General features: G+C 38.7%; 26 protein-coding genes and 1 other RNA gene. 4 read left to right on the top strand and 23 right to left on the bottom strand.

What is annotated here, in order from left to right; genetic code table 11:
- Positions 1 to 52 precede the first annotated feature (52 nt).
- Entirely contained in the window at positions 53 to 2,641 is a 2,589-nt protein-coding gene (gene alaS, locus HYX58_05210; protein MBI2775377.1) for an alanine--tRNA ligase, read from the top strand.
- 33 nt (positions 2,642 to 2,674) lie between these two features.
- Positions 2,675 to 4,279, top strand: coding sequence for a hypothetical protein (locus HYX58_05205; GenBank protein ID MBI2775376.1), 1,605 nt, complete (start codon positions 2,675 to 2,677; stop codon positions 4,277 to 4,279).
- Between the two features lie 65 nt (positions 4,280 to 4,344).
- On the opposite strand, the gene HYX58_05200 is transcribed toward HYX58_05205, so the two are convergent.
- The 16 genes from HYX58_05200 to HYX58_05125 all read right to left on the bottom strand — a co-directional run bounded on the left by HYX58_05200 (position 4,345) and on the right by HYX58_05125 (position 18,491).
- Positions 4,345 to 4,890: an aminoacyl-tRNA hydrolase gene (locus HYX58_05200; GenBank protein MBI2775375.1), complete on the bottom strand. Its 546-nt coding sequence runs from the start codon at positions 4,888 to 4,890 to the stop codon at positions 4,345 to 4,347.
- A gap of 3 nt (positions 4,891 to 4,893) precedes the next feature.
- On the bottom strand, positions 4,894 to 5,565 hold the full coding sequence (locus HYX58_05195; GenBank protein ID MBI2775374.1) for an OmpH family outer membrane protein: 672 nt from the start codon (positions 5,563 to 5,565) through the stop codon (positions 4,894 to 4,896).
- Positions 5,566 to 5,663: 98 nt separating this feature from the next.
- Positions 5,664 to 6,137 (bottom strand): hypothetical protein, encoded by a 474-nt coding sequence (locus HYX58_05190; protein MBI2775373.1) that lies wholly within the window; start codon positions 6,135 to 6,137, stop codon positions 5,664 to 5,666.
- Positions 6,137 to 8,812, bottom strand: coding sequence for an HAD-IC family P-type ATPase (locus HYX58_05185; GenBank protein MBI2775372.1), 2,676 nt, complete (start codon positions 8,810 to 8,812; stop codon positions 6,137 to 6,139). Before HYX58_05185 ends, HYX58_05190 begins: the two co-directional genes overlap by 1 nt.
- Before the next feature lie 133 nt (positions 8,813 to 8,945).
- Complete coding sequence (locus HYX58_05180) at positions 8,946 to 9,941, bottom strand: hydroxyacid dehydrogenase (protein MBI2775371.1); 996 nt, start codon at positions 9,939 to 9,941, stop codon at positions 8,946 to 8,948.
- A 110-nt stretch (positions 9,942 to 10,051) separates the two neighbouring features.
- Positions 10,052 to 10,462, bottom strand: coding sequence for a hypothetical protein (locus HYX58_05175; GenBank protein ID MBI2775370.1), 411 nt, complete (start codon positions 10,460 to 10,462; stop codon positions 10,052 to 10,054).
- 32 nt (positions 10,463 to 10,494) lie between these two features.
- Positions 10,495 to 10,710 (bottom strand): hypothetical protein, encoded by a 216-nt coding sequence (locus tag HYX58_05170; protein ID MBI2775369.1) that lies wholly within the window; start codon positions 10,708 to 10,710, stop codon positions 10,495 to 10,497.
- Between the two features lie 386 nt (positions 10,711 to 11,096).
- Positions 11,097 to 11,549, bottom strand: a complete 453-nt coding sequence (locus HYX58_05165; protein ID MBI2775368.1) for a hypothetical protein — start codon at positions 11,547 to 11,549, stop codon at positions 11,097 to 11,099.
- A gap of 31 nt (positions 11,550 to 11,580) precedes the next feature.
- Complete coding sequence (locus HYX58_05160) at positions 11,581 to 12,873, bottom strand: metallophosphoesterase (protein ID MBI2775367.1); 1,293 nt, start codon at positions 12,871 to 12,873, stop codon at positions 11,581 to 11,583.
- Between the two features lie 135 nt (positions 12,874 to 13,008).
- Positions 13,009 to 13,431 (bottom strand): hypothetical protein, encoded by a 423-nt coding sequence (locus HYX58_05155; GenBank protein MBI2775366.1) that lies wholly within the window; start codon positions 13,429 to 13,431, stop codon positions 13,009 to 13,011.
- 387 nt (positions 13,432 to 13,818) lie between these two features.
- Positions 13,819 to 14,199, bottom strand: a transfer-messenger RNA (tmRNA) gene (gene ssrA / locus HYX58_05150).
- Between the two features lie 81 nt (positions 14,200 to 14,280).
- Positions 14,281 to 15,315, bottom strand: coding sequence for a hypothetical protein (locus HYX58_05145; protein ID MBI2775365.1), 1,035 nt, complete (start codon positions 15,313 to 15,315; stop codon positions 14,281 to 14,283).
- Between the two features lie 116 nt (positions 15,316 to 15,431).
- Positions 15,432 to 16,475 (bottom strand): hypothetical protein, encoded by a 1,044-nt coding sequence (locus HYX58_05140; GenBank protein ID MBI2775364.1) that lies wholly within the window; start codon positions 16,473 to 16,475, stop codon positions 15,432 to 15,434.
- 40 nt (positions 16,476 to 16,515) lie between these two features.
- Positions 16,516 to 17,535, bottom strand: a complete 1,020-nt coding sequence (locus HYX58_05135; protein MBI2775363.1) for a hypothetical protein — start codon at positions 17,533 to 17,535, stop codon at positions 16,516 to 16,518.
- 30 nt (positions 17,536 to 17,565) lie between these two features.
- Positions 17,566 to 18,018 carry an SsrA-binding protein SmpB gene (gene smpB, locus HYX58_05130; GenBank protein ID MBI2775362.1) on the bottom strand — a complete coding sequence of 151 codons (453 nt, stop codon included), beginning with the start codon at positions 18,016 to 18,018 and terminating at the stop codon, positions 17,566 to 17,568.
- 14 nt (positions 18,019 to 18,032) lie between these two features.
- Complete coding sequence (locus tag HYX58_05125) at positions 18,033 to 18,491, bottom strand: DUF2062 domain-containing protein (GenBank protein MBI2775361.1); 459 nt, start codon at positions 18,489 to 18,491, stop codon at positions 18,033 to 18,035.
- Between the two features lie 90 nt (positions 18,492 to 18,581).
- On the opposite strand from HYX58_05125, the gene HYX58_05120 reads away from it, so the two are divergent.
- Together HYX58_05120 and tsaD are read left to right on the top strand one after the other, a co-directional pair.
- On the top strand, positions 18,582 to 19,352 hold the full coding sequence (locus HYX58_05120; protein ID MBI2775360.1) for a hypothetical protein: 771 nt from the start codon (positions 18,582 to 18,584) through the stop codon (positions 19,350 to 19,352).
- 33 nt (positions 19,353 to 19,385) lie between these two features.
- Positions 19,386 to 20,408 (top strand): tRNA (adenosine(37)-N6)-threonylcarbamoyltransferase complex transferase subunit TsaD, encoded by a 1,023-nt coding sequence (tsaD, locus tag HYX58_05115; GenBank protein ID MBI2775359.1) that lies wholly within the window; start codon positions 19,386 to 19,388, stop codon positions 20,406 to 20,408.
- 109 nt (positions 20,409 to 20,517) lie between these two features.
- Here the strand turns inward: tsaD and HYX58_05110 are convergent, their stop codons facing one another.
- The 7 genes from HYX58_05110 to HYX58_05080 all read right to left on the bottom strand — a co-directional run bounded on the left by HYX58_05110 (position 20,518) and on the right by HYX58_05080 (position 26,300).
- On the bottom strand, positions 20,518 to 20,859 hold the full coding sequence (locus tag HYX58_05110) for a hypothetical protein (GenBank protein ID MBI2775358.1): 342 nt from the start codon (positions 20,857 to 20,859) through the stop codon (positions 20,518 to 20,520).
- A 95-nt stretch (positions 20,860 to 20,954) separates the two neighbouring features.
- Positions 20,955 to 21,383 (bottom strand): hypothetical protein, encoded by a 429-nt coding sequence (locus HYX58_05105; GenBank protein ID MBI2775357.1) that lies wholly within the window; start codon positions 21,381 to 21,383, stop codon positions 20,955 to 20,957.
- Positions 21,384 to 21,703: 320 nt separating this feature from the next.
- Positions 21,704 to 22,663: a hypothetical protein gene (locus tag HYX58_05100; GenBank protein MBI2775356.1), complete on the bottom strand. Its 960-nt coding sequence runs from the start codon at positions 22,661 to 22,663 to the stop codon at positions 21,704 to 21,706.
- A 3-nt stretch (positions 22,664 to 22,666) separates the two neighbouring features.
- Positions 22,667 to 24,124 carry an Asp-tRNA(Asn)/Glu-tRNA(Gln) amidotransferase subunit GatB gene (gatB, locus tag HYX58_05095; GenBank protein MBI2775355.1) on the bottom strand — a complete coding sequence of 486 codons (1,458 nt, stop codon included), beginning with the start codon at positions 24,122 to 24,124 and terminating at the stop codon, positions 22,667 to 22,669.
- A 98-nt stretch (positions 24,125 to 24,222) separates the two neighbouring features.
- Positions 24,223 to 24,525, bottom strand: coding sequence for a hypothetical protein (locus HYX58_05090; GenBank protein ID MBI2775354.1), 303 nt, complete (start codon positions 24,523 to 24,525; stop codon positions 24,223 to 24,225).
- A gap of 30 nt (positions 24,526 to 24,555) precedes the next feature.
- Complete coding sequence (locus HYX58_05085) at positions 24,556 to 24,840, bottom strand: hypothetical protein (GenBank protein MBI2775353.1); 285 nt, start codon at positions 24,838 to 24,840, stop codon at positions 24,556 to 24,558.
- A gap of 86 nt (positions 24,841 to 24,926) precedes the next feature.
- Entirely contained in the window at positions 24,927 to 26,300 is a 1,374-nt protein-coding gene (locus HYX58_05080) for a hypothetical protein (GenBank protein MBI2775352.1), read from the bottom strand.
- Positions 26,301 to 26,324 lie beyond the last annotated feature (24 nt).

Below are 26,324 nucleotides of genomic sequence, written 5' to 3'. Positions count from 1 at the left end.
TTGTGCTAGAGTAAAAATACATCGATTCTGCTCGTCTTATAAGGATAAATCAATGCAATCGCTTGAAATTCGTAAACTCTTTTTCGATTTCTTTGTTAGCCGCGGGCACACACAAGTGCCAAGTTCTTCGCTTATTCCCGCTCAAGATCCAACGATTCTTTTTACTAATGCTGGAATGAATCAGTTTAAAGATCTCTTTTTGGGTAAAGAAACGCGCAGCTATAAACGAGCGGTAAGCATTCAAAAATGCATGCGCGCGGGCGGTAAGCACAACGATCTTGATAATGTTGGGTTTACGGCGCGCCATCTAACTTTTTTTGAAATGATGGGCAATTTCTCTTTTGGCGATTATTTTAAAAAAGAAGCAATTCAATTTGCTTGGGATTTCTTGACCGGCTCGATGAAATTTAAGCCGGAAGTAATGCATGCATCGGTTTATTATAAAGACGAAGAAGCGTTTGAAATTTGGAATAAACAAGTAGGCCTGCCTGCAGAGCGCATTCACAAATTAGGCGAAGCTGATAATTTCTGGCAAATGGGCGATACTGGCCCCTGCGGCCCGTGCTCTGAAATTTATATTGACCGCGGCGCAAAATATGGCTGCAATAAACCGGACTGCAAGCCTGGATGCTCATGCGATCGTTATTTAGAAGTATGGAATTTGGTTTTCATGCAATTCGATCGCCAACCGGATGGCAGCGACAAATCGCTCAAATCGCCCGGCGTTGATACTGGAATGGGGCTTGAGAGACTCGCATTGCTTCTTGAAGGAAAAGATACCGTTTATGAAACCGATGTATTTGCGAACGTTATTTCTCGTATCGAGCAATTAACTGGCAAAAAATATGGACAGCAAGATAAAGAAAAAAAAGCGGCATTTCATGTGCTTGCAGATCACATTCGCGCTTCCAGCTTTTTAATTGCAGATGGCGCAACCCCTTCAAATGATGGTCGCGGTTATGTACTACGCAAAGTTATCCGCCGCGCCGCATTATTTTCTAAAAAATTAATTGAAAAGCCGATTTTTCCGTTGCTTGTTGATGCGGTAATCGAAGATATGGGTTCAGTATACCCTGAGCTTGCGCAGCATCGCGCGCGCATCGTTATGCTTCTTGAACAAGAAGTAGAAAAATTTGATGCGAATTTGACCAAAGGACAGGAAATGCTAGCCGACTATTTTAAAGAAGCAAAAAATAAAATAGTTTCAGGCTCTCAAGCTTTTAAACTCTATGATACGTATGGATTCCCGCTTGAAATAACGCGCATTATTGCGCAAGAAAAAGGGTTTGAAGTTGATATTCCTTCTTATGAAAAAGAGATGGAGCAACAGCGAGAACGCTCAGGAAAAAAGGAAACGGTTCACGAAATTCAACTGGGCGAAAATATTAAAACAGACTTTACCGGTTACTCAGATCTTGAAGCCGCTTCAAAAATTACGGCACTTATTGTCGATAATCATGAAGTGGAAAAAGCGCCAGCTGGCTCCGACGTATGGGTGGTGGCCTCAAAATCACCATTTTATGTTGAGAAGGGCGGGCAAGTAAGTGACCAAGGTTCTCTCAGAATCGATGGGTTTCAAGCGCCATTGATTGGTTTAAAGAGAATAGATAATGCGATCGCTGCACGGATAAAAACCCCAAAGCCAATTTCGGTAGGTGATCCAGTTGTATCGATCGTAGATAAACAGCTTCGATTAAATACTATGTACAATCATACCGCAACACATTTGCTTCAAGCTGCGCTCATTAAATTTCTGGGAAGCGAAGTGCGCCAAGCTGGTTCGCTGGTGGCTCCCGATTATTTACGTTTCGATTTTACGTATCATGAAGCAATTTCTGCAGATCAAATAAAACAAGTCGAAGATTTAGTTAACGAAAAAATTAGAGAAAATATTCCAGTTTCTATCACCGAAACAAACTATAATGATGCAATAAAGCGCGGCGTAATGGCGATTTTTGGAGAAAAATATAATCCAGAAAAAGTTCGTGTGATCGATGTACCAGGATTTTCTGCAGAGCTTTGCGGCGGAACGCACGTGCGCCAAACGGGCGATATTGGTTGCTTCAAAATTACTGAACTAACAGCGCTTGCAGCTGGGCAAAAACGAATTGTCGCGCTCACTGGCCCTAAGGCGATAGAAATGTATCAGCAAACGTTTACCATTTCAAAAAAATTGAGCACCGATTTTAAAGTGCCGGTTGATCAAGTAATGGATGCGATTGCAAAACATCGTGAGCAATTGAAATCTGCGCAAGATTCAATACGACACCTAAAGAAACAAATGATGCATTTGCAGCTTCCCCAGTGGCGCGAACGCATTGAAAATATTAACGGCATTCCATTTTTATTCTTATCATTCAATGATGCTTCAGTTGATGAATTGCGCGAAATTGGGCATGAATTAATGCGTACAAAACCAGGATTTTACTTCTTGTTGAACTCTGCGCAGCAAAGTTCATTTGTGGCACTTCTTTCGCCAACAATAAAAACGTTTGCGCTGAAAAATGTTTCAGAATGGCTCAAAACAGCATTCAATATGCACGGCGGCGGAAAAGCAGAATTGCTTCAAGGCGGCGGCCCGGGAGTTGATGCTCATGCATTTTCTAACGAGCTTAAAAAATGGATAGCAAGCAAAAAATAATAATTTAAAATTTTGGTGTTTAGGGATTCTGATATGATTTATTTTATAATGCTTTTTTTAATGGTTCATACGAGTTTTTCCTATTCTATGGATAAGTACTCAGTTAGTGCGAATAATCCACCGAGCTATTTACTGGAGTTAAGTGACGGTACTCATTTAGAAAAAGATGGAGCTGTAATTGAGAATATTGTTGAGAAGAGTAGTTTTTTTAGAGAGGCAGTTTTTGGGGACAATTCTACCTCCACTAAAGAGAAATTATCCAGTTTGGAATTGAATCGTTTGAGAGAGATGGGGGCCAAGAAAGAACCGGTCAAGCTTCCTTTTATCAACAAGAGCATGTACGGAAATATAGTATTTGATAATTTGATCGAGGATTTAGAGAATAATTTAAAAGAATCGAAAGAAGAGTTAAGCGGTTTCGATAAACAATTTTTCACAAAATTTGATTCTGAAATTTTTAATGATCGTAAAACATTAAAAGAAGCCAAAAGAATTGTAATTGATCGTATCGCAAAAAAAAGATATTCGGCGTCTGATGTTATTTGGTTAAGCCCCACGGAACAATTTATAGCGAACACATCTGTTTGGACTAATCTGAAGGTAGAGGATCTAGCCACAGGAAAAGTACACCATTTGGGTACAAAAGGAGAAATCCAAACGATTAGCTTTACCGAAAATGGCAATTCTTTAGCTATTGGCGAATCAAATAAAAAAATTAATATCCACGATACTCTCTCGGGAAAGCTTCAGCAGGAACTAGCTGTAGATTCTGATAAAATATCTCAGCTAAAAACTATTTTCTTGAGTCCGTTTGGTAAATATCTAGCTATTTTAGGAATTAAGAATTCTTCGCAAAAAGGCTATGTACTGCAACTAGATTCAAATAAAGCAATTATTGACGATATTAGATCGGACAATAATAGTGATGGCCTTATTTCTTTTGATAAATCGGAAAAGCAACTGGTTTATATAAATGGAAAAGAAATTGTATGGTATGATCTTGTTAAAAAAAATTCCTTTAGAAAAATAAGCCCATTTGGTTCAAAAGTTCCCAAAAGTGTTAAATTTTGTAAAGACGAAAGAGTAATAGTCCAAGGAATGGATGGTTGGCTTCAAGTTGATACACCTCAAGGCGCTAGCGGATCGGTTTATGAAGATGTGATTGGATTTACTGATGTCGGCACAGATCTCTATTATTTGGATAAAGATTATGACCTCCATAAATATGGTAATTGGAGTCAAGCTAAAACTGATCAAAATATACATTGGGCTATGTTAAGAGGAAATTTTGCCATAGGGTCAATAGCTAAAAAAGATGGAGATATTAGAACCGTAGCTTATGATTTGATGAGAAAAAAAATGGTTAAAATGCCATATATAACTAACAATAATGGAGCAGTTACTTCTACAGGAATTAATTATATATGTTCTGAAAAAACACTTTATTCAATACCGTTAATCTCCGCTATTAATCAGTGTAATTCCCCCAGCCAGTTAGCATTAATAACGGCTTTATTTCATTTGCAAAATAAAAATACTCCGATTGATTTGAAAAAAGGAGAAATGCAAAAAAAAATATTCGATAGTTTAAATTCAGAGCAAAAAACTGAACTTATAGATTATTTCAAATTAAACTAGAATATAAACTGAATGCTGCGTCTTTTATATGCAAAATTTTTTTAACTTTGAGAAATCTATTTTTTTTAAATGCATATTTCTTCAATTTTTTGTATAGCCTGATCAATCATTGCATCAAGATCTGCAGAATTTTGCGAAAAATTTTGCAATACATAATCGGGCACTTGTTCTCGATTTGCGGGGCGATCGATGCCGACAGAGAGGCGTGCAAATTCCGGGCCGACGAGTTCGATAATGGATTTCAATCCATTATGCCCTTTGGCGCTGCCGCCTGCGCGTACCTTAAGTTTACCAAACGGCAATTCCAATTCATCGTGAATCACGAGAATATTTTCTTTTTTGATGCCTTGCTTGGCCAGTTCGGGTAAAACTTTTCCTGATACATTCATAAACGTTTGTGGTTTAACCAAAATAACTTTATTGCCATTGATCTCTATAGCGGCAACTTCCATATTTCCTTTGGCGTGCCACGAAGCATTTGCTTGATCTGCCAGTGCATCAACGATCATAAAACCGATATTGTGCCGCGTACGGGCAAATTTCGGGCCAGGATTTCCTAGCCCGATAATTGCTTTAATATCTTTTAACGCTGTTATTGGAGCGATTTGCATGAGTTATTTTGGTGCTGTTGGCAATGAAGATGGTTGCGCAGCTGGAGTTAGTACTGGTTTCATGCTTTTGCGTTTTTCTTCGTTGTATTTTTTATTCATGCGAGCTGAAACTTTATCAGAAATATTGAGCGCTTTAGAACCGTATACAATGCCGGCGCCTTGCACGAGAATGATTCCTTCTTCATTTGCAACTTCTTCAGCAGCCTCTTGGATTTTTTTAAAGAAACGCATTTCGAGCTCTTGTTGCGCTTGTTGCACGAACGTTTGCAAGCCTTCCATTTTTGTTTGCCCTTGTGCGCGTAAGCTCATAATATCGGATTGATATTTTTCACGAGCATCGGGGCTAAGTGCAGGAGCCTTTGCTTGAAATTCTGCCTCTTTTTGTTTGATCTTATTTTGAATATCAACAATCTGACGCTCTTTTGTTTCAAAATCCGCTTTGAGTTTTTGCTCAGCATCTTTTACTTCATCAAGTTTTTGCAAAATTGAATATGGATCTACGAACGCGAGCAAGCTTTGTATGGTATCCTTAATCACTTGTTGCAAATCTTTTATTGAAAGATCGGCAACTTTTTTATCTGAAGGCATTTGAGCAACTCCCGCCATTGAATACATTTTGGGGCAGAGCAGCATTGTAAAGAGAGTTAGATACGTTTTGATGCAGACCGATTTCATGGCTCATCCTTTTGCAAATAGAAGTTTTAAAATGTTATTTTAGTCTATCCCATTTGGATGAGCAGTCAAATGGGCAGAATTCAAAGAAGCCCAAGCTTTTACTGACTTTGTTTGTTCGTATTGGCAGGATCATTTTTATTTGTTTGATTAAATTGCGACCAATCAATGGTTGAGTTGGAAAAGTTAATCGCCTTATCTGAATTTTTAGTCCCGTTAATGGTATTGAATACTACTATCACTTCGCAAAGATCATCGGTGTATTTGTTCTGATCTAGAGGGAATTCGTATCGCTCAAGCATTTTTGCAGATTCTTTTGAAATAATGCACTGCTGCCCTGAGCTCAACTTAATTAAAAGTTGATACGCTGCTTTCGATGGTGCATTAGAAATGTCCTTATGAATTTTTTGTAGACGCGGCCAATATTCGTTATAGGTTTGTTTATCTACCAGATAATCGGTCTCATTTTCGTCTGATATTAGAATATTTTCTTTTTCTTTCTTGGAATTGTTAAAGGAATTATCCATACATGAAGTTGATGAAAAAACAAATAATAAAGCGAGAAAAAATAGCATTATTGCATTCCTTTTTGTTGCAAAAATTGCGCAATAAATTTGCGTGCTTCTTCAATAATTACTAATGAACTAGTAAGTATAAAAATTAGAAACCATTGGTTTAGGGTTAAGGGTACCGTATGAAAGAAACGCTGCATAAATGGCGCATAAACCAGGAGGAGCTGCAGAAATAAAACGAATGAGGTTGCTGCAATCAGCCAATGGTTGCTAAAAAAACCAATTTGGAAGTTAGTTAAATGTTGAGATCTGCAATTCCACGCGTTCATCCACTGGTAAAGTGCCATGGTGACCAAGGCCATGGTTTGAGCCAGTGGAATACTTGTTGATTGGTACCATAAAAAAACTCCGAGCGAACCGATTGCCATAGGCAGAGACAAATAAAATGTTTTTAATAGTAATGATTTATCAATGAGTGTGGTACGACGGTGCGATACTTTCAAATAATGGTTTTTTTCCTGTGGCTCAACTGCGAGCGCGACATTTAAAAAACCATCAGTAACTAAATTAAGCCAAAAAATCTGCACCGCATTCAGTGGTAATGTGGCTATATTTAAACCCAGTGAAAAAAGTATGAGCAGGACTTCCGCGAGATTAGTGGCAAAAAAATAAAGAATTACACGCCGGAGGGTGGAAAACATATGTTCACTGTAGGCGATCGCATCCATAATACTTGCAAATGAATCGTCCAGCAGAATTATATCAGCAACTTCTTTTGCAGCTTCAGTGCCAATCCTTCCCATGGCAATTCCAATATCTGCGGCAACCAACGAAGGCGCATCATTTACTCCGTCTCCCGTCATCGCTACGACTTGGCGCCGTTGATGATAAGCTTCGATAAGTTGCAGTTTATTTTCTGGCGAAAGACGTGAATAAACTGTTGCTACTTTTGATTCTTTAGTAAGTTCTTGCGCGCTCAATTTTTTAAATTCTGGCCCATCAATTGCCGTATCGCCTTCTTTGTAAATGCCAACCGCTTTCGCGACGTAAAGCGCTGTACCCTGATGATCGCCGGTTGCCATCACTACGCATAAGCCGCTCGCGCGAGCTTGCTTGATCATATCGCTAACTTCTGGGCGAATGGTATCTTGTAGGCCGAAGAATCCCAAAAATATTAAATTTTCTGAGATCATATTTTTTAATACTTCTCCACTGAGTTCTTTTTTCGTTGGTAAATCAAATTCTTTATACGCTGCAGCGATCGTACGAAGCCCGCCTCTAAGCAAATCAGCGAGAGCATTTTTGTCATCTTGCGTTGTTATAGTTGAGCGATTCATCACCAATTCAGGAGAGCCCACTATGAGGGCTATAAGTTTATTATCTTTCAGATAAAAATCTGCTTGATAACGCAAATCTGCTTGAAAAGGTATTTCAGCATAAAATATGTATTGATTACGCAATTGAGCCGGATCGTAGCCTGCTTTTTGAGAAAAAACGTATAAAGCTGCCTGTGTAGGATCGCCTTTAAGGGAATAGAGTCCTGTTTTTTGATCTATATTCATTTGGGTTCGATTAAGCAATGAGGTTGTCTGCGCCATGAGATCGAGATTTGGATGCTCATGTATATTTTTTATGATGGAACCGTCACTGATCATTGAACCTTGGGGGTGATAACCCTGACCGGTAATTTCGTACCAATGATGATTTGTATAAACTCGAGAAACCATCATTTCATTTTTGGTAAGGGTCCCGGTTTTATCGAGTACGATAACGGAAGTGCGTCCCAATCCTTCCACTGCCTGAAGTCTTTTTACTACGATATTTTTCTTTGCCATCTGATATGCACCATTAACTAGTGTTAATGTGAAAACAACTGGCAACCCTTCAGGAACGACACAGATAAATAAAGCGCTCAAAATAATGAGTAAATCTGTCCATGAGCGACCATGCCAAATGCCAATAATAAATAGGAATATACATGCGGTTACAATAAAAATGAGCACCCAGAGCGAAATGCGATCAAGATCTTTTTTGAGCGGCATATCGGTATGAATAGTTTCTGCAAGAGTTCCAATTTTTCCGACCTCAGTTTTCGCACCTATCGCAACAACGAGTGCGGAAGCATTTCCAGAAAGCACATACGTTCCCTTGAAAACCATATTTGATTGATTTGCAATGCCGCGTTCATCTGCAATAGCATTAGCAGTTTTATTAACGCCCATAGATTCACCAGTGAGTAATGCTTCGTCAACCATAAGTAGATGAGCATTAATGAGTCGAGAATCGGCTGGTACTTGTTCTCCTTGCTGGATGATAATAATATCCCCAGGGACAACTTCTTTCGATGGAATAATAATTTGCTTTCCATCGCGCACTACCAGAGCTTCAGTTTTTAAATAGTTTTTTAAACTAGCAAGGAGCGTCTGCGTTCTTCCTTCTTGGATTGTTCCAATGAGAGCATTAAAAAAAAGAATAACGCTAACAATCAATGCATCAATTGAATTTCCAAGAATCATTATGATGCTTGCAGCGGCAGCGAGTACATAGATAAGTGGACTCTCAAACTGTCTTAAAAAAATTCGGAACAGTGAAACCGGCTTTTTTTCCGGTAGCTGATTGAGCCCATATTCTTTCAAACCGTATTGCGCTTGCTGAGTAGAAAGGCCATCGGTTAGATTTGTTTTAAAATATTCAGAAAGGGCTTGAACGGTTTCTTGATAGGGAGGCTTAATATACATGCTTTTTTATTTCCTTTTTTTTTACCGTAGCATGGCAAATTTAAGGAACTCAAGCATGTTTTTGAAAAAGAGCTTATTAAATTAGTGAACAATAATAGTCTTTTGTATTGATTAAAATTTTAGAGAGAAGAAATTATTTTGAAGACACTGAATTTTTGAATTTTTCAATAGCTGCAATAGTTTCGTGCGTAAGACGATCAATTGCTTCGTTGCTATTGAACGCATTATGGGGGGTGATTAAAACATGTGGATGATTAAGAAGATAATTATTTTCTACGATATTTTTTAGCTGCGATTCATTGGGGTGCTTTTGCGAAACGAACTGCAAAGGTTCGATTGTGACGCTTTCGTCTTCCAGTACATCAAGGGCTGCGCCCGCAAGTATATTTTTTTGTAAACCGGTTATTAATGCATGCGTTTGAATAATTCCTCCCCGTGCGGTATTTATTAAATAAGCGCCTTTTTTTATGAGCGAAATGTTTTGTTCATTTATTAAATGATGAGTCTTTTCTGTTAATGGCACATGAATTGAGACTATATCGGCAGTTTTTAATAATTCTTCTAGAGATAGATAGATTGTTCCAAATTCTTTAAGTTCTGGATTTTGAACGATATCGAATGCGATTGTTTTCATGCCAAGGCAATGTGCAATCCGAATGACGTTGCTGCCGATATTTCCGGTACCAATAACGCCTATGGTTTTTTCGTAAAGATCGAATCCGCGCAAACCTTGCAGCGAAATTGAATGTTCTTGCGAAGTTCTTTTAGCGGCAGGATTAATTTTGCGTGCGAGATTAAAGATTAATGCAAACGCGTATTCAGCAACTGAGCGATCCGCATAGTGTGCAATATTTGAGAATAAGATGCCGCGCATTTTTAGCGCATCTAAATCAATATGGTCACAACCTACCGATCGTGTGAGAAGAAATGCAAGATTGGGGAATTGATCGATAACTTTTTTGGTGACGCAGGAAGAGGTGAAAACTGAAATAACTTCCGCATCGCTGTGATTTCCTGGAACGGTTTTCTCATTCAATGGTTCCGAAAAGAAAAATAGTTGGTCTTTCGAAAAAGCAGTGCGAAAAGAAGCTTCTTGCAAAGGCTCACATTCAAAAAATAACATTTTCATAAAAGCATTCCTTTTCTGCAAGTATGAAACGTTATTTAAAAAATGGTCAAGAAGCTTCTAAAAAACAAAATACGAATGAACTGTTTTCAATCTTGCTTTGTTTAAGATTGCTATTTATGCGGATTGGCGTTTTGGACTGCTTCATCTGCAATCATATCATTAGCTAAAACTTCCATTCCGGTTTCAGGAATAAAAACTTCAAATCGTTGCTTGGTATCGTTTAATTTTACAAATTCCAATGCCATCGTGATGAAATTCATTTGGTATGACTTACTTACGTAATCTTTTATTTGCGTAGACAGCTGGCCATTTTCTAACAGCCCAAGTTGTTCTAATTGTGGGAGGTTATTTTTATCTTGTGCATCCATTTTTTCATCTTGCGCTAACCCCGCAAGTGTTCGAGATAAACCACTTTTATTCTTTTGATGCTCGAGTTGTGCAATTTTTTTCCAAATGCTCTCGTGATCCATCGATAAAATCGATTGGCAACTAATAAATGAAAGGCATAATAGTATACGCATCCTATTCCTTTGCAATAATTGATTGAGCGCTATTAATCCCAAGTAGATTCGCAGTATCCTTCTGTTGGATCGATTGGGTTAATGAAGTCAAATGTAAAATCTTTCTCTCTTTCCAATTCTATTCTTTTTTGAGGAGAAAGTGATAATGCATTAGTAGCAAGAATAATTTTTTTTGTGTCTTCATCTATTTGTGATGGATGGGTAGGAAAGCCGGCATCGCCAACTTGTTGTTTCCTATCCTTGAACAATAATTCTTGTCCATGGCAGAGAGAATACAAGCAATAGGGAAGGTCACTTTGCAACGTATTACTGGTGAGCAATTTTTTGAACTTTGGCCATCACTCATCGAATTTTTCTTGGGATACAGCTTGTCCTGTATGTAAAACAACCGTTCGATTATCCATAGAATGAATTAAGGTAGGAAAAAATGCTATTGCTGCAAAAATATATTTCATTCATTTCTCCTTTAATTATATAGAGCTTATTGCAGCAAAGTATAATCATAATTGGAGAAGCGTTCAATTAATGGAGGCTGTTTTCTATTAAATAAAAAACAGCCTCGTTAACTATAGATCCGAACTTGTTAATAATTCAGTGGGAAAGTGTATCACGCTGTGTAGTGAAAGGGGAAAAGCTATTTCTTTTTTGATACCAATTGTGCACGAATAACATCTAATTCCGTTACTGTTTTTTCTGCTTTGAGTTCTGCGCCCAATTTAGAGGTGTTGATTGCAAAATTTATTGCCTCTTTGACTAAAGGGGTATATTCGGGAGCTTTTTTGGGAAATCCGTATTCTTCAAGAACTTTGATATTCTTTAAGCCATCTATCCCAATGCCCTGTTCATATTCTTTACCGTTTTCTTTATATTGACCGTCGAGATCCTGTTTCCTGTTGCCGTTGATGATATGGTTTAGAGTTATCAAAGGCCATGGATCATTTTTTGGATGCTTCATGAGTTTTGCAACAGCTGGTTGCACCGACTGATAGGCATTAATACCTTGTTGTCGCTCCGTAAGTTTTTGCTGATCCATGCAATTTATAAGCGGATAGAAAAGAGGTGTCATAAACAATAGTTTATAATTCATAAAGTCCCCCTAAGAACTGTGTACCGTTTAATTAGTTGATGAGTTTTGGCATCTCTTTGTAATCGATGCCATTTTTTGTAATAATGCAGTGCTTCATTTTCCACTCGTCAAACGATTTACCAACGCTTAAAATCCCATACGAGTCGAAGTGAATATTCATTCCGTTAACAGGGGATGAAACAAAGGTATAAACCAATCCGTTCCAGAGTGGAACAATTCCCTGATTTTCTTTCATCATTTCAAGCATTGATCCATGGTGCTGATGCGCGCGAAAAATTGTGCGAATGTGAGCATTTGCGGCGCTGTGCATACTTAGAAAATGTTTGGTTAGAATTTTACCAAGCACCCAACCGCGATCTTCTTTATAGCCAATTGCAGATGATGTATACAGCGTATCTTTTTCAATAAAATCGTTCCATAAAAATCCAAGATGCGTAGGCGAAGTTGGAGCTGAGAGCGAACAGCCGCATATTTCTTGCGCGGGAATCGTATCGAGAATTGGTTTTTTTAACGCTTGCGGCAATGCGCGAATGGCGCTTGCTCTCTCGATTCGATCAATTGCTTGAAAAGTTTTGTGTGATGAATGCTCTAGTAATTTTTGAGGATTGAATCCAATTTCAATACCCCCGTGGCAACATTGAATAATATCAAAATTATTATTTATTCCTGCGCCTAAATAGAGCACAGAGGGCATCAAATCAAATAATTTATAGATTAGTGAATTGTCGGCTGCGGCAATTTCCGGAAACTTTGTAGTAAGTTCTTGGCCAAACCCGAATGAACGGTTCATCATTTCATCTTCATGGTTGCCGCGCAGTAAAATCACTTTGCCAGGATTTCGTATTGCAAATTGTAAAAGAGTATTGAGCGTTTCTATGCTGTAAAAACCGCGATCGACATAGTCTCCCAGAAAAACAAAGTAAGTATTTGGTTGTGTAATCGCGAGTTGATCGTTCACGATTCCTTGTTTTATGCAAGAATTAAACATTCGTACGATCGAATGGACTGATCCATGAATATCACCAAAAAAAAGAATTTTGCTGTCTTGCGGTACGATTAACTTTTGCGCAAAAAGACCATTTGAAGAACGCGCGTCTATCCATGGAGCGTTGCGTTGTTCGATTACTCGTTGTGCCCGATAAGTGGCTATTGTCGCTCGCAACTGATCTAAGCTAAGAAAGGTTGGCATGAAGCGGAAGGTCTTTTCCGGCAATACCGAAATTTGACGCTCCAGAAGCGCTAGTGATTCAAATGAAGGAGCTGCGCTTGCTAAGTGGGCAATCGAAGCAATAGGCCATGCTATTTTTAAAAATAGTCGGTTCATAGTAATACCTCCGGTTTTTGCTTTTTTTAGAGAAAAACTCCAAATAATGCATGAAAACGAACCCTTATTAATTAAGCTAGCACAAAATGAGATGATTGAAAAAAGGGTCTGGCCAAATTATATAGCAGGCGCTTCTTAGGGGATATTCTCGGGTTTTAGTATGAATTGGCCGGTTAGATCTTTAGGATCTGATGGATTGATGATCAACTTACAATTTGCATGGGCTGCAATGATGATAGAACGTTTATGCACATCGAATTCCTCGCTGCTGGTAGGAAGACTGTGTTTTTCCAATATTTTTTTATGGTGGTCTGGTAGCGCTGTGCCTTCTTTGCAAAGAGCCAAAAGCGAAACATGCAGATCTTGAGAATAATCTCCACTTCGAGCAACGCGCAGAATGTTACCCCAAAAGTTTTTGAACGTCTCCGTAAAAACGGTTTCGCCGGTATGTAACGAAACATACGTATCAATTTGCATAGGTTTAGGTTTACTGCTCATATTCATAGAGCAAAGAGTGCAGGTAATTGAAAATGTAATGAATGTGAAAAATAACTTCATTGCTCTCCCTTAAAAATAATTAAGGAAAGTATAAGAGCTTATGGTTTCTAGATCAATTATTTGTGATGTGTCCGTGAAGGCAATAGTATGGATTTAATAGACTCGCCCTACTTCGCTCGTTGGCGAGCTACGAAGGGCATACTTCGCCTCAATTGGCTCGCGATATTTATTTTGATCCGTTAAAAAAAACTGGCCTGCCATACGTAGTTTACCGAGCCGGAATGCCTCGGATAAGCGAAAATAAGGATTCTTTTGATTGGATCAGCCCAGGCGTCGCCTAAAGGCTATGCCGGGCAGTCTTCGCTATTTAACTGTGTATCCGTCCTTAGAAAAGATGGCGAAGCCAGGCGTAGCTTGTCGAGCCGGAAGGCCCGGATAAGCGAAGACTGGTGGAGGCGATGGGAATCGAACCCATGTCCGCAAAATAAAAAACGTAAAACGCTACATGCTTATTTTTCGAATATACTCATACGCCCCTCGAAAACACAGGAATGCGCATGAGCCAGTTTCGTGATACTGATACGCTACGCAACTGAAAAATCTACCGCATCAGTTCTATCTGATTAATACGTGTCAGTTCAACTGATAGACACGCCTTACTGACAAGTGTCTCTTAACGATTAAGCGAGGGCAAAACCTGCGTTGTAAGCGTTAGGATTCGGTTGAGATGCGTTTGCATTTCTGTTTTTGACCAATTTTGTACGAGTCTCAGTCAAACTCGGCATGCTTTCTACGATGTTTATAGAACGTCGAAGCCAGTACGCCCCCAAAAATTTCAAAGAATCCATCTATTCAAATAGTAACAAAATTTCTTCATTTTGTCAAAAAACTAAAATTCATCGGTGATTGCTATAATTTCTTCATAGATGCTTCAATTCGTTGTCCATTTTCCATCTTTATACATCTGATTTGCGCTTGGGTATCTGGATTTTCTGTAGATCGTGCAAGAATATATGCTGCTGAATTATCATTTTCTAAAGCTTTTGATCTGACTAAATAATAGTCTGCCACGCTATTTCTTTCCATTCCATATCCATCGTCGATATCTGCCGCTATTGCCATATTCGGTTTTGGGAATTTTTTATTTTCTATATCTTGCAAATAATCTTGTGCGGTTCCGTGAACGTACATGGAAATAGTAGTTTGAGGGAATGCTTCTTGCAGGTAATCTAATAGACTATTATGCAGAAATGATTGAGTATGTAATTCGTCCAGTATTGTATTTTTTAGAGCCAGGCTGTCTGATGCCAAAGCTTTTTCTTCAGAGTTTTCGCTAAATTCGTTTTTAGTTGATTCTAAGGTTTTTTGAATAGAACTTAAGGTTTCTTCTGATGAAAATGTTTGTCTTTTGACGCGTCGATTCTCTTCTGTTTTATTCAAATATAATTGAGGAATAATTAATTGGTGATCAATCTGATGAATGATGAGCTCTGCTGACTTAGTTGTTTCAAGGGCTTTGGTATAGATAATGGCATCAGAAAGAAGTTGCCCGCACCCAAAGCTTGCAATGGATATTGTTTTTTGGTTTTTTAATTGTCGTGCAAGTTCTTGAGAAACTGTATTTTCATATGTATCTCGATAGTTGGGATGTATGGCTCTGCTCAATGGACAAACCCCCATTTGAGAGGATGCACATTCCGATAGCGCTATGAGCGGATGTTTTTTTTTGTACTTTTCCAGAAGGGCTATGCGCTCTGTATACTTTTCTTCTTTGGTCAATCCAAGATCATCTATTTCTTGAAAAACTTTTTTTCGTATAATTTCATGATTTTTTAAATATTCGTTACTCATTATCTGGTTTTTTGTTGTTTCAATTGAAGGCAGCTCATCCATTCCAATAACGTAAAAGGGAACAATGAAGAACAGGCAAAGAAGATTAAACATTAGATCCTAACTATATTAATGGGTATTCTTTTTTTTCAATTTTTAAATTTGCAGATTTCTATCAATATCGAACTGCTTGGCATTGTGATTACTTAGGAGCGCTTGGCTGAACACTTTTATTTCAATTTTACAACTGACGGTTTTATGTATTGAACTTCATAATAGAAGGTTGTAGTAGGCTTGCGAGTTATCGTTTGAATAATGCCCTCGCATTTTTTGCTCAAGAGGATTGATTTAGCAGTTGGATTGGCAACAAGGGCAGCAATCGAGAGTTCATGGAAGGCTTTCGATGCAAAATTTTTATCCGACAGGTCAAATTCGTGTTCAATATCGTCCCCGCAGACAATATCGGGAACAAGGAAGTCATCATCAGCTGCATGGTTTAAATAATGATCAACACAATTATAAACGGACAATGTCAAATCGGCCTTTGGAAACATCTTTCTCAAACCATTGAGTAATTGATTATTGCGTGTTTTTCCAACAGAAAAGCTTTCAACCAACCGTTCTTTTTTAACTTCACTTGAACAAGGAGTAGAAACAAGTTCTTGCATCTTGCCAAGCTCTTCTTGTCCTATTGTTTTTTCCATTAGATTATCGAGAGAATGATCTTTGCTTTGAACAGTGCAAAATAAATCGAAAATGCCGTGAAAGATATCAACAACATCAATCGCTATTTTGGCATTGCTTTTTTTATCAAGAGTTCGCGTTAAAATCTCCAAGTCTGAAAAAAGCGGTGTGCTTACTGTAGTATATTTAACCGTTTCTTCTGTGCGGTTAATCTTTTCAATAAGAGCAGCACTAACGATTTCAGCATATTTTTGTCTGAGTTTAGGATTTTTAAAACGACTTAAAAGACAATCTTCACTGCTGTGTCTACCACATTCATTAATAAAAAAAAATGGAACTGTTTTTTCTATTTGCGCTACAAGCCCCTCTCTGGGAACATCATCATCTAGTTTTTGTTCTTGAATTTCAAATGCAGCCTGAGACAACATATTAGCTTGCAATAGATCTACTGGCTTTAAGAGAATTGTTTTTTTTAAGTTCTCAAAATCTGCAGATTTTTTTGTTGTTGTTGATTGCGTTTTTTTTTCCATGCAGGAAAGAGGAACATTAAAAATTGAAAAAAATAAAATTATAGCCGATAAATAATTCATGCGTTTGCTTTCAGATCAACTCTGAGAATATAGTTATTTATTATGAAAAAAGAGATATGAGCGCAATAGGAGTTTGGTCATTCTTTTTTTTCATAACGAGCAATTGCGCCTGTGTCGACGATGGATCTTCGCGGGCCAATAAAAAAGTGGCCGCGTTAGGATTTTCAAATGCTTTTTTAGAGATATCAGCATAAGCAATGGTGCTGCCGGACTTGAAGTCTTCCACGTTATCGATATCGCAAGCAGTAACAATAGTGGGCGGGCTTAGCTTTTCACGCTTCATATATTGCAAATAACTATCTGCCGATTGGTGGACATATAACGAGATCGCTGCTTTGGGAAATGCATTTTTAAGAAAATCAAGCATGCTGTTATTCTTTAATGACGTGTAATGCAAGCCGGATAGAATAATATTTCGTGCTGTTTCTTTTGATAGAGGCTGCTTAGACTTAGTTTGTAACGATTTTGAAATGAACTCGATCGCAAAATTTTCTGTAAAGTCTTCGTGTTCAATTAGACGCTTTTTTCCAATCAGATCCGAATAAGGCGTGTTAAACTTATAAACTAGATCAATGTTATGAATGGTGAGTTTTGGGTTATCGGTCACTTTAGCAAGTGCTTTTGTGTACACAATGAGGTCTTGTGAAAGATCACCCGAACCAAAACTTGCAAGGTGCACTTCTTTCTGTGTTTGCAATTGCGCCGCCAATTCTTTTGAAACCTCTTTCTCGTATGCATCTCGTAACTCGGGAAAGAGCATTCGATCAAGCGGACAATCTCTTCCTGAGATTCCTGGGCATTCGCCAAGTTGAACAAGGGGCATGATTGCTTGATATTTTTTTATAATTTCGATGCTTGCGGGCCAGTTGTTTACGGTATCAAGATTTTTTGTTTTTATTTCGCCCATCATTTTTTTCTGATGATTTCTTATTTCTTGTATGAACGATACGGGATCCTTCAGAATAACTTGGCGGGTTTCTTGAATTGTGAACGATTTGTTTTGTTCCATGCAATGGGCATAGGAACCAAAAAGAAGTAACAAAGAGTAGAGAACCATCATGATAATCCTAGATGTAAATGCTTAGGTTTTTTAATATTTATTTTTTAACTCGCGTTGCGATTCGCGCTTGAGATCTTTTTCTTTAATTGCTTCTCGTTTATCGCCAGCTTTTTTGTGTTTACCAATTCCCAAATCTACTTTAATGAGATTTTTTTCATTCAGGTAAATTTTGAGTGCTAAGATCGTAACTCCTTTGCGAGAGATATCGCCGGCGATTCGATTAAGTTCGCGCCGATGAACGAGAAGTTTTCGTGAACGAGTTTTTGTTTCATCTTTTTTTTGATACGCCTGCGCATACGGTGCCACGGTGCAATTGATTAAAAAAAGCTCTCCTCGGTAAATCGTCGCATAGGCACCAACAAGCGAAATGTGCCCGGCCCGCATCGATTTTACTTCATCCCCGGTGAGCACAATTCCTGCTTCGATGTGATCGAGAATTTCATAATCAAAAAAAGCTTTTTTATTTTGCGCTAAAATTTTCATAATGAAGATTCCGATTAATGCTTAGAGAAATACAACAAAAAGCGCTTAACAAAAGGATATGCTGCGCAACTAATAATAAAAGCTAAAATCGTTCCGCCAATAAGAAACGGCCATAAGCTTGGCGTTGGTATTGCCAGCCGTGTTTGAAGCCAGAGTTCAATCGGTGCAAAAAATGCTGGATTTTTTGGCGGTGTTCGATGAAGAACTTTTTCAAACAGAAAGAGGCCAAAATTGTAATTTGCTAAAGAAATAGGAATAACGGTCCAAATATTATTAATCATGAATGAAGCGGTGAGCGTTATAGATGCTTTGAGCGAAAAAAAATAAGAAAGAATAATAGCCAATATCGTTTGCAGCCCGAGAAAGGGTGACCAAGCGACAAACATACCCACGCACCACGAGCGGGCGGCCAGCTGGGCTGATATCGAAGGAGTAACGGTCTGTTTTATAAATAGTAGGAAACGTTGTATCATGGTACGCTGCTAGAGTTCTTTTCACCTTGTAAACATTAGTATAAACTAAGAAAAAAAATAAAAATACACAATATAACTTGAGGAGCAATCATGAAAAAGGGATTTGGAACTTTTTTGTTGATGGTTCTTGTCGGTTCGGGCCTCTTTATAATTTTTCCAGTGTTGCAAGTATATGCGGTTAGCCAACCAACCAAACAGGTAACAATTTTTGGATTTATTAGTAGCCCAAATGGTACCGAAGATCTTGGTGGTTTGCCGGTGTGCTATAAGGGTGGGCTCTATAGTGTTTCGGTTGATAAAGAGAGCGAAATCAGAAAAGCTGCATTTGAAATTTACGAGGATGATAAACCGAATCAAATTCACGTTCTGATCATGAGCACAGAGGATCTAAAAATCCCTGACGCAAATCACATTGAACACTTGCAATTGGCGCCTAAAGCTTCATATAAACTTTATAAATTAAGTAAGTATACGGTTGATATGCCTCAAATTGATCCGCTTGAGCTTTTGCAAAATAAAAAATCAATTGAATGGCGTGATTCATGGCGCGTACAAGAAATTCGCTTTAAAGAGGGCGAAATGATTGTTCCTGATAATACGGTTATCGTCTTCATGAATCCTGAATATATCAATCGCCTTGATGTCCGTGAATGGGCAAGCGGCGGCACGAGCATTTATTTGCCAACGATTGTAATTAAGGATTCAGTTACCAAAGAAATGATAAGATCGATGCGTGATCGCATGGTTATTGGCGGAATCAATCTGCGCTCATTTCACAAAAAACCATTTAAGGCGATTGTGCAATGCGCCTCAAACAGACTCATATCAATACCTTTCAATGCGCGCGGATACAGCGCATAGAAAAAGTTAACTTCTGGATAAATGAGGGAATGTATGGCGGGACGATTGATTTTAGGGATAGAAACTTCATGTGATGAAACGGCGGCAGCTGTGTATTCAAGTGATGATGGCCTTCGTTCCAATGTTTTATATTCTCAAACGGAAATCCACAAAGAATACGGCGGCGTTATTCCTGAGCTTGCATCGCGCTCTCACTTGGAGAAAATAAATAGCATTGTACGGCGCGCGCTGGAACACGGGGGCGTGACTCTCGATGTTATCGATGCCATTGCCGTAACGGTAAAACCGGGATTGCCCGGATCACTTCTGGTTGGTCTTTCATTTGCAAAAGCTATAGCATGGGCCAAAAAAAAACCGATTATTGGCATTGATCATCTTGAGGGACATATTTTTTCATCATTCTTGGAAAAATCTTTACCATTTCCCTATCTTTGTTTATCAGCGTCAGGCGGGCACACGGCGCTCTATCTAGTTAAAAATTTTGGTGAATTTCAAATAATTGGACAAACGCTTGACGATGCGGCGGGCGAAGCGTTTGATAAAATTGCAAAACTAATGGGGCTCGGATATCCAGGCGGTCCATTAATAGAAAAATACGCTCAAGAAATTTCGTTTGAAGATTTTTTTCATTATCCGCGCGGTAATCCACATACACTCGATTTTAGTTTTTCAGGATTAAAGACGGCAGTTCTTTACGATTTAGTAAAACGCGGTTGGTATGATCTACCAGCAAAATCACTTTTGGCTACTATGAATTTTGAAAACAAAAAGCAAGTTGCCAGTTCTCTTCTTGTTTGTATTAGTAAAATGTTTGAGCAAAAAATTGAACTTGCATTAAAAGAGTTTTCATATGTGCGCGGTATTTCTTTTGTTGGTGGTGTTGCGTGCAATCGATTCATTAAAGCAAAGTTAGCCCAGTTAGCAAATAAACATAACTTGCCATTTGCGAGCCCATCGCCAGCCTTTTGCACCGATAACGCAGCTATGATTGCATTTGTGGGAAATTATAAAGCTGAGCAGAATAAGTTCGATACCTATTCTCTCGATATTTTTTAAGAAAAATAGATTCTCTATTTTTTTACAAAGTGAACACTGACCAAAATAAAAGGCCATGGAATTCCATGGCCTCTATAATCTTTTGCAAGATTTATTTTCTATCGTATTTTTAGAATCCGATACCGATGCCGCCAGAGCCAACACCAACGCCGACGCCATCAACGCCTACAGCAACGCCGTCATCGCCAACGTAACCGCCGTCGTCGTAATAAGTGCCATAATCATCGTAGTCGCTATAGTAGCCAGGGCCGCCATAAAAACCTATTCCGGTACCGCCGTAGAATCCTCTGTCGTAACCTCTACCATAACCACGACCGCCATATCCGCCCCAGTGACCGCCACCGCCGCCGAAATGTCCGCCGCCGCCGTGGCCGCCCCCGCCTCTACCGTGTGCAAGAGGCGCAATTATCGCAATGGATAGTACGACGAGCATAATTTTTTTTAGCTTCATTATTTTCTCCTGATTTCTTTTTCATATTTTTAATAAAAAATAGGCCTCGATAGTTTCAAGGCCTATTTGGAAAATTTACTGATAAGGTTTATGTATTATCGGTAAAAGCCACGCCCTGATGGGTTGCTCAACACGCCGCCGTGTCTATATTGACCTAAACCAGATCGCCCTTGTCTGTATGTACGGTTATAGTAGTTATTCTCTTCAGGTGTTCCTGTAGCATAATTCGTTTCAGTACCGTAAACATTAGGATTTGTATAATTCGGATTAGCCAAACTTGCAGTTCCTGGATTTGTATAACCAATCGCAGTTGTTCCAACCTTAGTAGTTGGATATGCGGTGGCAGTTACGCCAGTGTTTGCCGTGGTTGGATAACCGGTAGGGTTTGTATACACGCGGTTACCATAATAAGTAGTTGTTCTACCTATAGTGCCATCTACACGAGTTGTACCAAGACTTGCTTGTGCAACTGGAACGACAACGAGAAGTGATAAGGCAAAGAATGCTATATTTTTTAACTTCATATTTTCTCCTTTTAATATGTTCTTTTTGATCCACCATTTTGCTATAAAAATGGAAGAACTTTTTTGAGGTCGAATTGAGCAAGAATTGGTTGGAAATTTTGAGTATATAATCCGCCAGGCATTTTTTGAGGCGGCAACTCATTTGACCATTTCAATTTGTTCAAATTACCTACAATCAATTACCAGAATAGCTTATTTATACGCGGAAAATCAATGCTATTTGAAAAGTGGGGCATGGTTATTTTTGAAAAAAAGCCATAACAATTGGCCATCAATAAGTGCTCAATTTTATAGGTGGCAATTTTATAAGATATATATAATTAGCCTTTAAGAAAGCCGATTTTTTTTATGAGTTTTTCCCAAAACTCTGGGAGCGATTTATTGCCCTTATTTTCAATTTTTAAGTTTTCAAGGGCGGGGGATTGCGGTTTAAATGTTGGTTTCAATTCTGAAATACAAAGTGCATCATCTAATCCGCTGATAAGTAGTGAATCATCTGCGTTAAAAACTGCGTGATGGATTCCTTTCGGGTTAGCGTAATCAATTCTTTTTATTATTTCGAGGTTAGTAGAATCGAACAGGAGCACTTCTCCGTGTGTACTTCCCGCTGCCAATCTTTGATCATCATTGCTGAACGATAATGCAAGTACGTGCCCCGAAAGTTTGGTGGATTTTTTTTCCCAACTATGAGTATCCCATAAAAAAAGTTCGCCACCGTGTGCCCCTGATGCCAATAGCGATCCTTCTTGATTAAATGCAAGGGATGTAACAGAGCCGGAGGTATGATGAAGCGACGTTTTATGTTTTTTCTTATTCTCGGGGCGATCTAAACAAAAAATGCGGATTCGCATATCATGGCTCGATTGAGCTATCAATGATTTCTTGTAGGAGAATGCGTGCGGTTCATCGCATCCTTCATTATATATCAAATTTCTTAGCGGATATGGCTGAGAAGGATTCCAAAAACTCAGGTTCGATTGTTCGTCAAAATAGAGAGTTTTGCAAAAACAATCAGGGACGTTAATGCTCGTCGTTGATACAACTTTTGATGCATCTTCATTTAAGCTAAACAGAGATCCCGTTTGGTAGCGAGTAACAAACGCGATATATTTATTATCGTCGCTGATTGCAAGGCAAACGGGATAGTTTTCTAATTTGATAGCTAACAGCTCTGGGAAAGAATAATCTTTTTTTTCATTCTTGAATTCGGCTAATTCCATTCCGCTGGCCTCGCTGCATAAAATCGATGCCAAAGCACTTAAAATAATATACAGCGCCATTTTTTAGCTTAAGTATTTTTTGAGCAGTTCTTGAATCACTTTTGGATTTCCTTTGCCCTGCGTTTTTTGCATCGCAGCTCCGACAAAGAATCCAAAAAGTTTTTGCTGCCCAGCTTTATATTGTGCCGTTTGCTCAGGATGAGCTTCAATAAGTTCCTTAATAATCGATTCAAGTTCCGCAGAAGCACCAACTTGCTCCAGCCCAAGTTCTTTAACGAGAGCGGAAGGGTTTTTTCCCGATTGCGCGACGTGCATAAAAATTTCTTGTGCTGCCCGATTATTAATCGTGCCTTTATCGATGAGCGCGACGAGTTCCGCTAATTTTTCGGGAGTAACTTTACTTGCCGTTAATTCAAGTTTTTCTTCTTTTAAATAGCTTAAGAGGTCGCGCAAGATCCAGTTAATGATCTGTTTGCTTGGATTGATGGAATATGCTTTTTCAAAATAATTTGCGAGTTCTGGCGCATCAACTAAAATTTCTGCTTCATATGCAGAGAGATTTTTTTCTCTCATAAGGCGCTCAAGTTTTTGTGCAGGAAGTTCAGGAAGGGTAGCTTTGATCGCGTCGATTCTTTTTTGATCGATTGCAACGATAGGCAAATCCGGCTCACTAAAATAACGATAATCGGCAAGCTCTTCTTTGCTGCGCATTGGAACAGATTTGCGTTCTTTTGTATCCCAAAGTCGCGTTTCTTGTTTTACAGCGCCGCCATCTTCGAGCAATTCGATTTGTCGTTCAATTTCGTATTCGATAGCATCGCCAATGAATTTAAACGAGTTAATATTTTTAAGTTCTACTTTGGTACCAAGATTTGGATCGTCTTTTTTTCGCACCGAAATATTGGTATCTGCGCGAAATGCTCCTTCTTCCATGTTGCCGGTAGAAACATTTAAATATTTCACCGTTTTATGAAGCATTTGCAGATATTCTCGCGCTTGATAAGCACTATTAATATCTGGATGGCTGACAATTTCAAGAAGCGGAGTGCCTGCGCGATTTAAATCCACAAAACTTTCGCCCGTTTGTGCATGAATATTTTTTCCAGCATCCTCTTCCATATGAATACGAATAAGGCGAATATTTTTCTTGCTGCCATCTTCCAAATGAATGGTAACAAATCCATCAGTACAAATGGGCAAGTAGTTTTGGGTAATTTGAAAATCTTTTGGCAAATCTGGATAGAAATAGTGTTTGCGATCAAATGTAGATTCTGGACTAATGGTGCAGTTTGTAGCAAGGCCGGTCATAATAGCGTATTCAACTACTTGAGCGTTGAGGCGGGGCAGAGCTCCCGGTTGGCCTGAACAGGTTTCGCAAATATTGATATTTGGCTCGGTTGCAAACCCGTTTGAACATGTGCAGAAAATCTTACTTTTTGTGGTAAGCTGTACGTGAACTTCTATACCAATATCAACACGGTAAGCGGGGTATGCATCAAGAACCGAAGTTTTGCCAGACACGGGTAATCCTTTGCCGAATGAGTCTTTTTATTGAATAAGTATAGCAAAAAAAGGCCAATCGTAAAATTGGCCTATAGATTATGAAATAATTATCCTGCCTAATTGCTATCTTTTGAGTCGCGATGGGAAGAATTGGCAATCCTACGGATACAAAACTTTTTTAAATCTTCTTTTTTCTTTTGAATTTCGGTTTCTTCTGTTGGGACGAGCGTTGAGACCACCTGGAGGGTGCTATTAAGTTTTTCATAGGTTTGGACTATTTCTTTTTTTTCTTCAATGGATAAGCCCTCCAAAAGATTTTCAATACTTGATGTCGGCGGCGTTTGGCGACGCGTGTTATCCATTGCTAGAATCGAAGATGCATTGAACGTTAATAGTAGGCCCGCTATGATTTTTTTCATAAAAACTCCATTATGGGGTCGTTTGCGAAATTAAATACGTTGTTTCTTATTGCTTAAAATTCTATCTTTTCCAGTTTTAAAATTGTTGTAGAGCTTTTGCGCCTTAGAATCAAAATTGGCTCGATCAATTTGTTGGTCAAAATGGCTATCAATCAACTGTTGTAACCTGCTTGTGTACCACGATTCTAGAGCATAAAATTGGGTTACTTGCGTGCTCGTGTAAGTTCGCTTGCTAATTTCATTAGAGCGCGCTTCCATCCCTAGCAAGTTCGGAATCGAATATCCAATGATAACGGCAATGATAATTTTTTTCATGGCTAAATATCCGATAGTTTTAAATTAAATTTACTAATCAGATTTTAAACAGAACAGTAAAGACTGCAAGTAAAAAGAAAGTTTTACTATTGAGATTGTGCAGTTGTGTCGACTTTTTTACCGCTCTGTAAGAATTTATCAAGACCGGTTAATTTCGACCACACGCGTAATCCGGTTTCTACGTAGAGAGACGTTTGATTCCATTTAAGCGTTCGTACTATATTATTTTTACACATTGCGCCCAGGGGCGACGTACCAATACTTTCTTTTGTTCGGGTGTCGACAAAATGAATAGTTCCTAATGCTGCAACGGCCAAAAGATAGTCGATTTCTGGGTGAAAAGCGACAGCGTTTATTTTTTCTGGAAATTCAAAAGTTGCGCTTTCGCTCCCATACATTCCCAAATCCCACAGCCTAACGGTTTTATCGGCAGAGCCTGAAGCGAGTATAAGTTCATTTTGTGATAATGATGATAATGAAATGCTCGCTATCGGTTTGGTATGTTTTGCTATTGTCTTTATCGATTCTGTCTGCTTTCCAGGATTTTCAAAGATTTGTATCTCATTCCCTTTTGTATCGATTAATTTACCGGCAGCAAGAAGCGCAGAATCAATATTAACAGCTTTTGGGTCGAGCTCAGTGAACGTTCCTCGGTCGACCTCCCACAAATAAAGAATGCCACCTTTTTGTTTGTTTATAGTTGTGGAAGTTGATCGGTAAAGGGTTAAGAGTTTATTATTATCGAGCCCTTTCACCGTAACTGGATAAGGTTTTTTCCCTTGAGAAATAAGATCTGGGCTAGACACCCCTTGTGGGATTTCAAAAGTAGAACTGTTGAAATCAATTACTTTAAAATCTGTGCATTTTACATGTTTTCCTGTGGGCACTTCTACAACGCACACAGCGCTTTCCGGCTTTGTAATATAAGCAATGCTTGTTGGGCTGGCAAAGGTGGTATGCGTTTTCCACGGTGAACCGTTCAAAGTGAGAAGCTCTTTATCCTCTTCCATATCGTGAACTGCAAAAACCCCAGGACCAGGATATGTAATCGCGTACGCCTTAGAAGAAAGTTCAGAAAAACTGCGTGTGAGTGGTTGCCTTTTGGAGGTATACGATTCGATTGGTTCAATTGCGATTTTTGGCACACTTGATGTTCTGCGGAATGGATCGTATTTTTTCATCATTCTCGCAAAAGAATTCTCCATTATTTCAGGCATTGAAGCGAGGTTTACTTCAGTAACTTCATCTTTTGAATTGTTGTTATTGTTGTTAACCAAAGGCTGTGGAGATTGTTCAAAGGTTTTGGTTTTAAAGGGATCTTCTTCCAGAAGTTGTTTTAAATCGCGACAGCTATTGGTTCTTCGCATCTCGGGCTTTTTTTCTTTATGCATTTGGGAATAACTGGGAAGTGCAATCACACAAAAAAATAAACACCCAATTATTTTTTTTAGATTCCCCATTTTTTACCCACTCCCCATTTGCCC

This window comes from Candidatus Dependentiae bacterium (genome assembly GCA_016191325.1).
Taxonomy (GTDB): domain Bacteria; phylum Babelota; class Babeliae; order Babelales; family JACPOV01; genus JACPOV01.
The sequence above is the reverse complement of the archived record's forward strand: the minus strand, read 5'-3'. Positions and strand labels throughout refer to the sequence as shown.

Coding starts and splice junctions, on each gene's coding strand:
- HYX58_05175 (MBI2775370.1), bottom strand. CDS start 10,462: ATGCGTATACTATTATGCCTTTCATTTATTAGTTGCCAATCGATTTTA.
- HYX58_05105 (MBI2775357.1), bottom strand. CDS start 21,383: ATGAAGTTAAAAAATATAGCATTCTTTGCCTTATCACTTCTCGTTGTC.
- HYX58_05200 (MBI2775375.1), bottom strand. CDS start 4,890: ATGCAAATCGCTCCAATAACAGCGTTAAAAGATATTAAAGCAATTATC.
- HYX58_05165 (MBI2775368.1), bottom strand. CDS start 11,549: ATGAATTATAAACTATTGTTTATGACACCTCTTTTCTATCCGCTTATA.
- tsaD (MBI2775359.1), top strand. CDS start 19,386: ATGGCGGGACGATTGATTTTAGGGATAGAAACTTCATGTGATGAAACG.
- HYX58_05140 (MBI2775364.1), bottom strand. CDS start 16,475: ATGAATTATTTATCGGCTATAATTTTATTTTTTTCAATTTTTAATGTT.
- HYX58_05145 (MBI2775365.1), bottom strand. CDS start 15,315: ATGTTTAATCTTCTTTGCCTGTTCTTCATTGTTCCCTTTTACGTTATT.
- HYX58_05155 (MBI2775366.1), bottom strand. CDS start 13,431: ATGAAGTTATTTTTCACATTCATTACATTTTCAATTACCTGCACTCTT.
- HYX58_05135 (MBI2775363.1), bottom strand. CDS start 17,535: ATGATGGTTCTCTACTCTTTGTTACTTCTTTTTGGTTCCTATGCCCAT.
- HYX58_05090 (MBI2775354.1), bottom strand. CDS start 24,525: ATGAAAAAAATCATAGCGGGCCTACTATTAACGTTCAATGCATCTTCG.
- HYX58_05120 (MBI2775360.1), top strand. CDS start 18,582: ATGAAAAAGGGATTTGGAACTTTTTTGTTGATGGTTCTTGTCGGTTCG.
- HYX58_05085 (MBI2775353.1), bottom strand. CDS start 24,840: ATGAAAAAAATTATCATTGCCGTTATCATTGGATATTCGATTCCGAAC.
- smpB (MBI2775362.1), bottom strand. CDS start 18,018: ATGAAAATTTTAGCGCAAAATAAAAAAGCTTTTTTTGATTATGAAATT.
- HYX58_05205 (MBI2775376.1), top strand. CDS start 2,675: ATGATTTATTTTATAATGCTTTTTTTAATGGTTCATACGAGTTTTTCC.
- HYX58_05195 (MBI2775374.1), bottom strand. CDS start 5,565: ATGAAATCGGTCTGCATCAAAACGTATCTAACTCTCTTTACAATGCTG.
- HYX58_05080 (MBI2775352.1), bottom strand. CDS start 26,300: ATGGGGAATCTAAAAAAAATAATTGGGTGTTTATTTTTTTGTGTGATT.
- HYX58_05100 (MBI2775356.1), bottom strand. CDS start 22,663: ATGGCGCTGTATATTATTTTAAGTGCTTTGGCATCGATTTTATGCAGC.
- HYX58_05125 (MBI2775361.1), bottom strand. CDS start 18,491: ATGATACAACGTTTCCTACTATTTATAAAACAGACCGTTACTCCTTCG.
- HYX58_05185 (MBI2775372.1), bottom strand. CDS start 8,812: ATGTATATTAAGCCTCCCTATCAAGAAACCGTTCAAGCCCTTTCTGAA.
- HYX58_05190 (MBI2775373.1), bottom strand. CDS start 6,137: ATGCTATTTTTTCTCGCTTTATTATTTGTTTTTTCATCAACTTCATGT.
- HYX58_05160 (MBI2775367.1), bottom strand. CDS start 12,873: ATGAACCGACTATTTTTAAAAATAGCATGGCCTATTGCTTCGATTGCC.
- HYX58_05110 (MBI2775358.1), bottom strand. CDS start 20,859: ATGAAGCTAAAAAAAATTATGCTCGTCGTACTATCCATTGCGATAATT.
- alaS (MBI2775377.1), top strand. CDS start 53: ATGCAATCGCTTGAAATTCGTAAACTCTTTTTCGATTTCTTTGTTAGC.
- HYX58_05180 (MBI2775371.1), bottom strand. CDS start 9,941: ATGAAAATGTTATTTTTTGAATGTGAGCCTTTGCAAGAAGCTTCTTTT.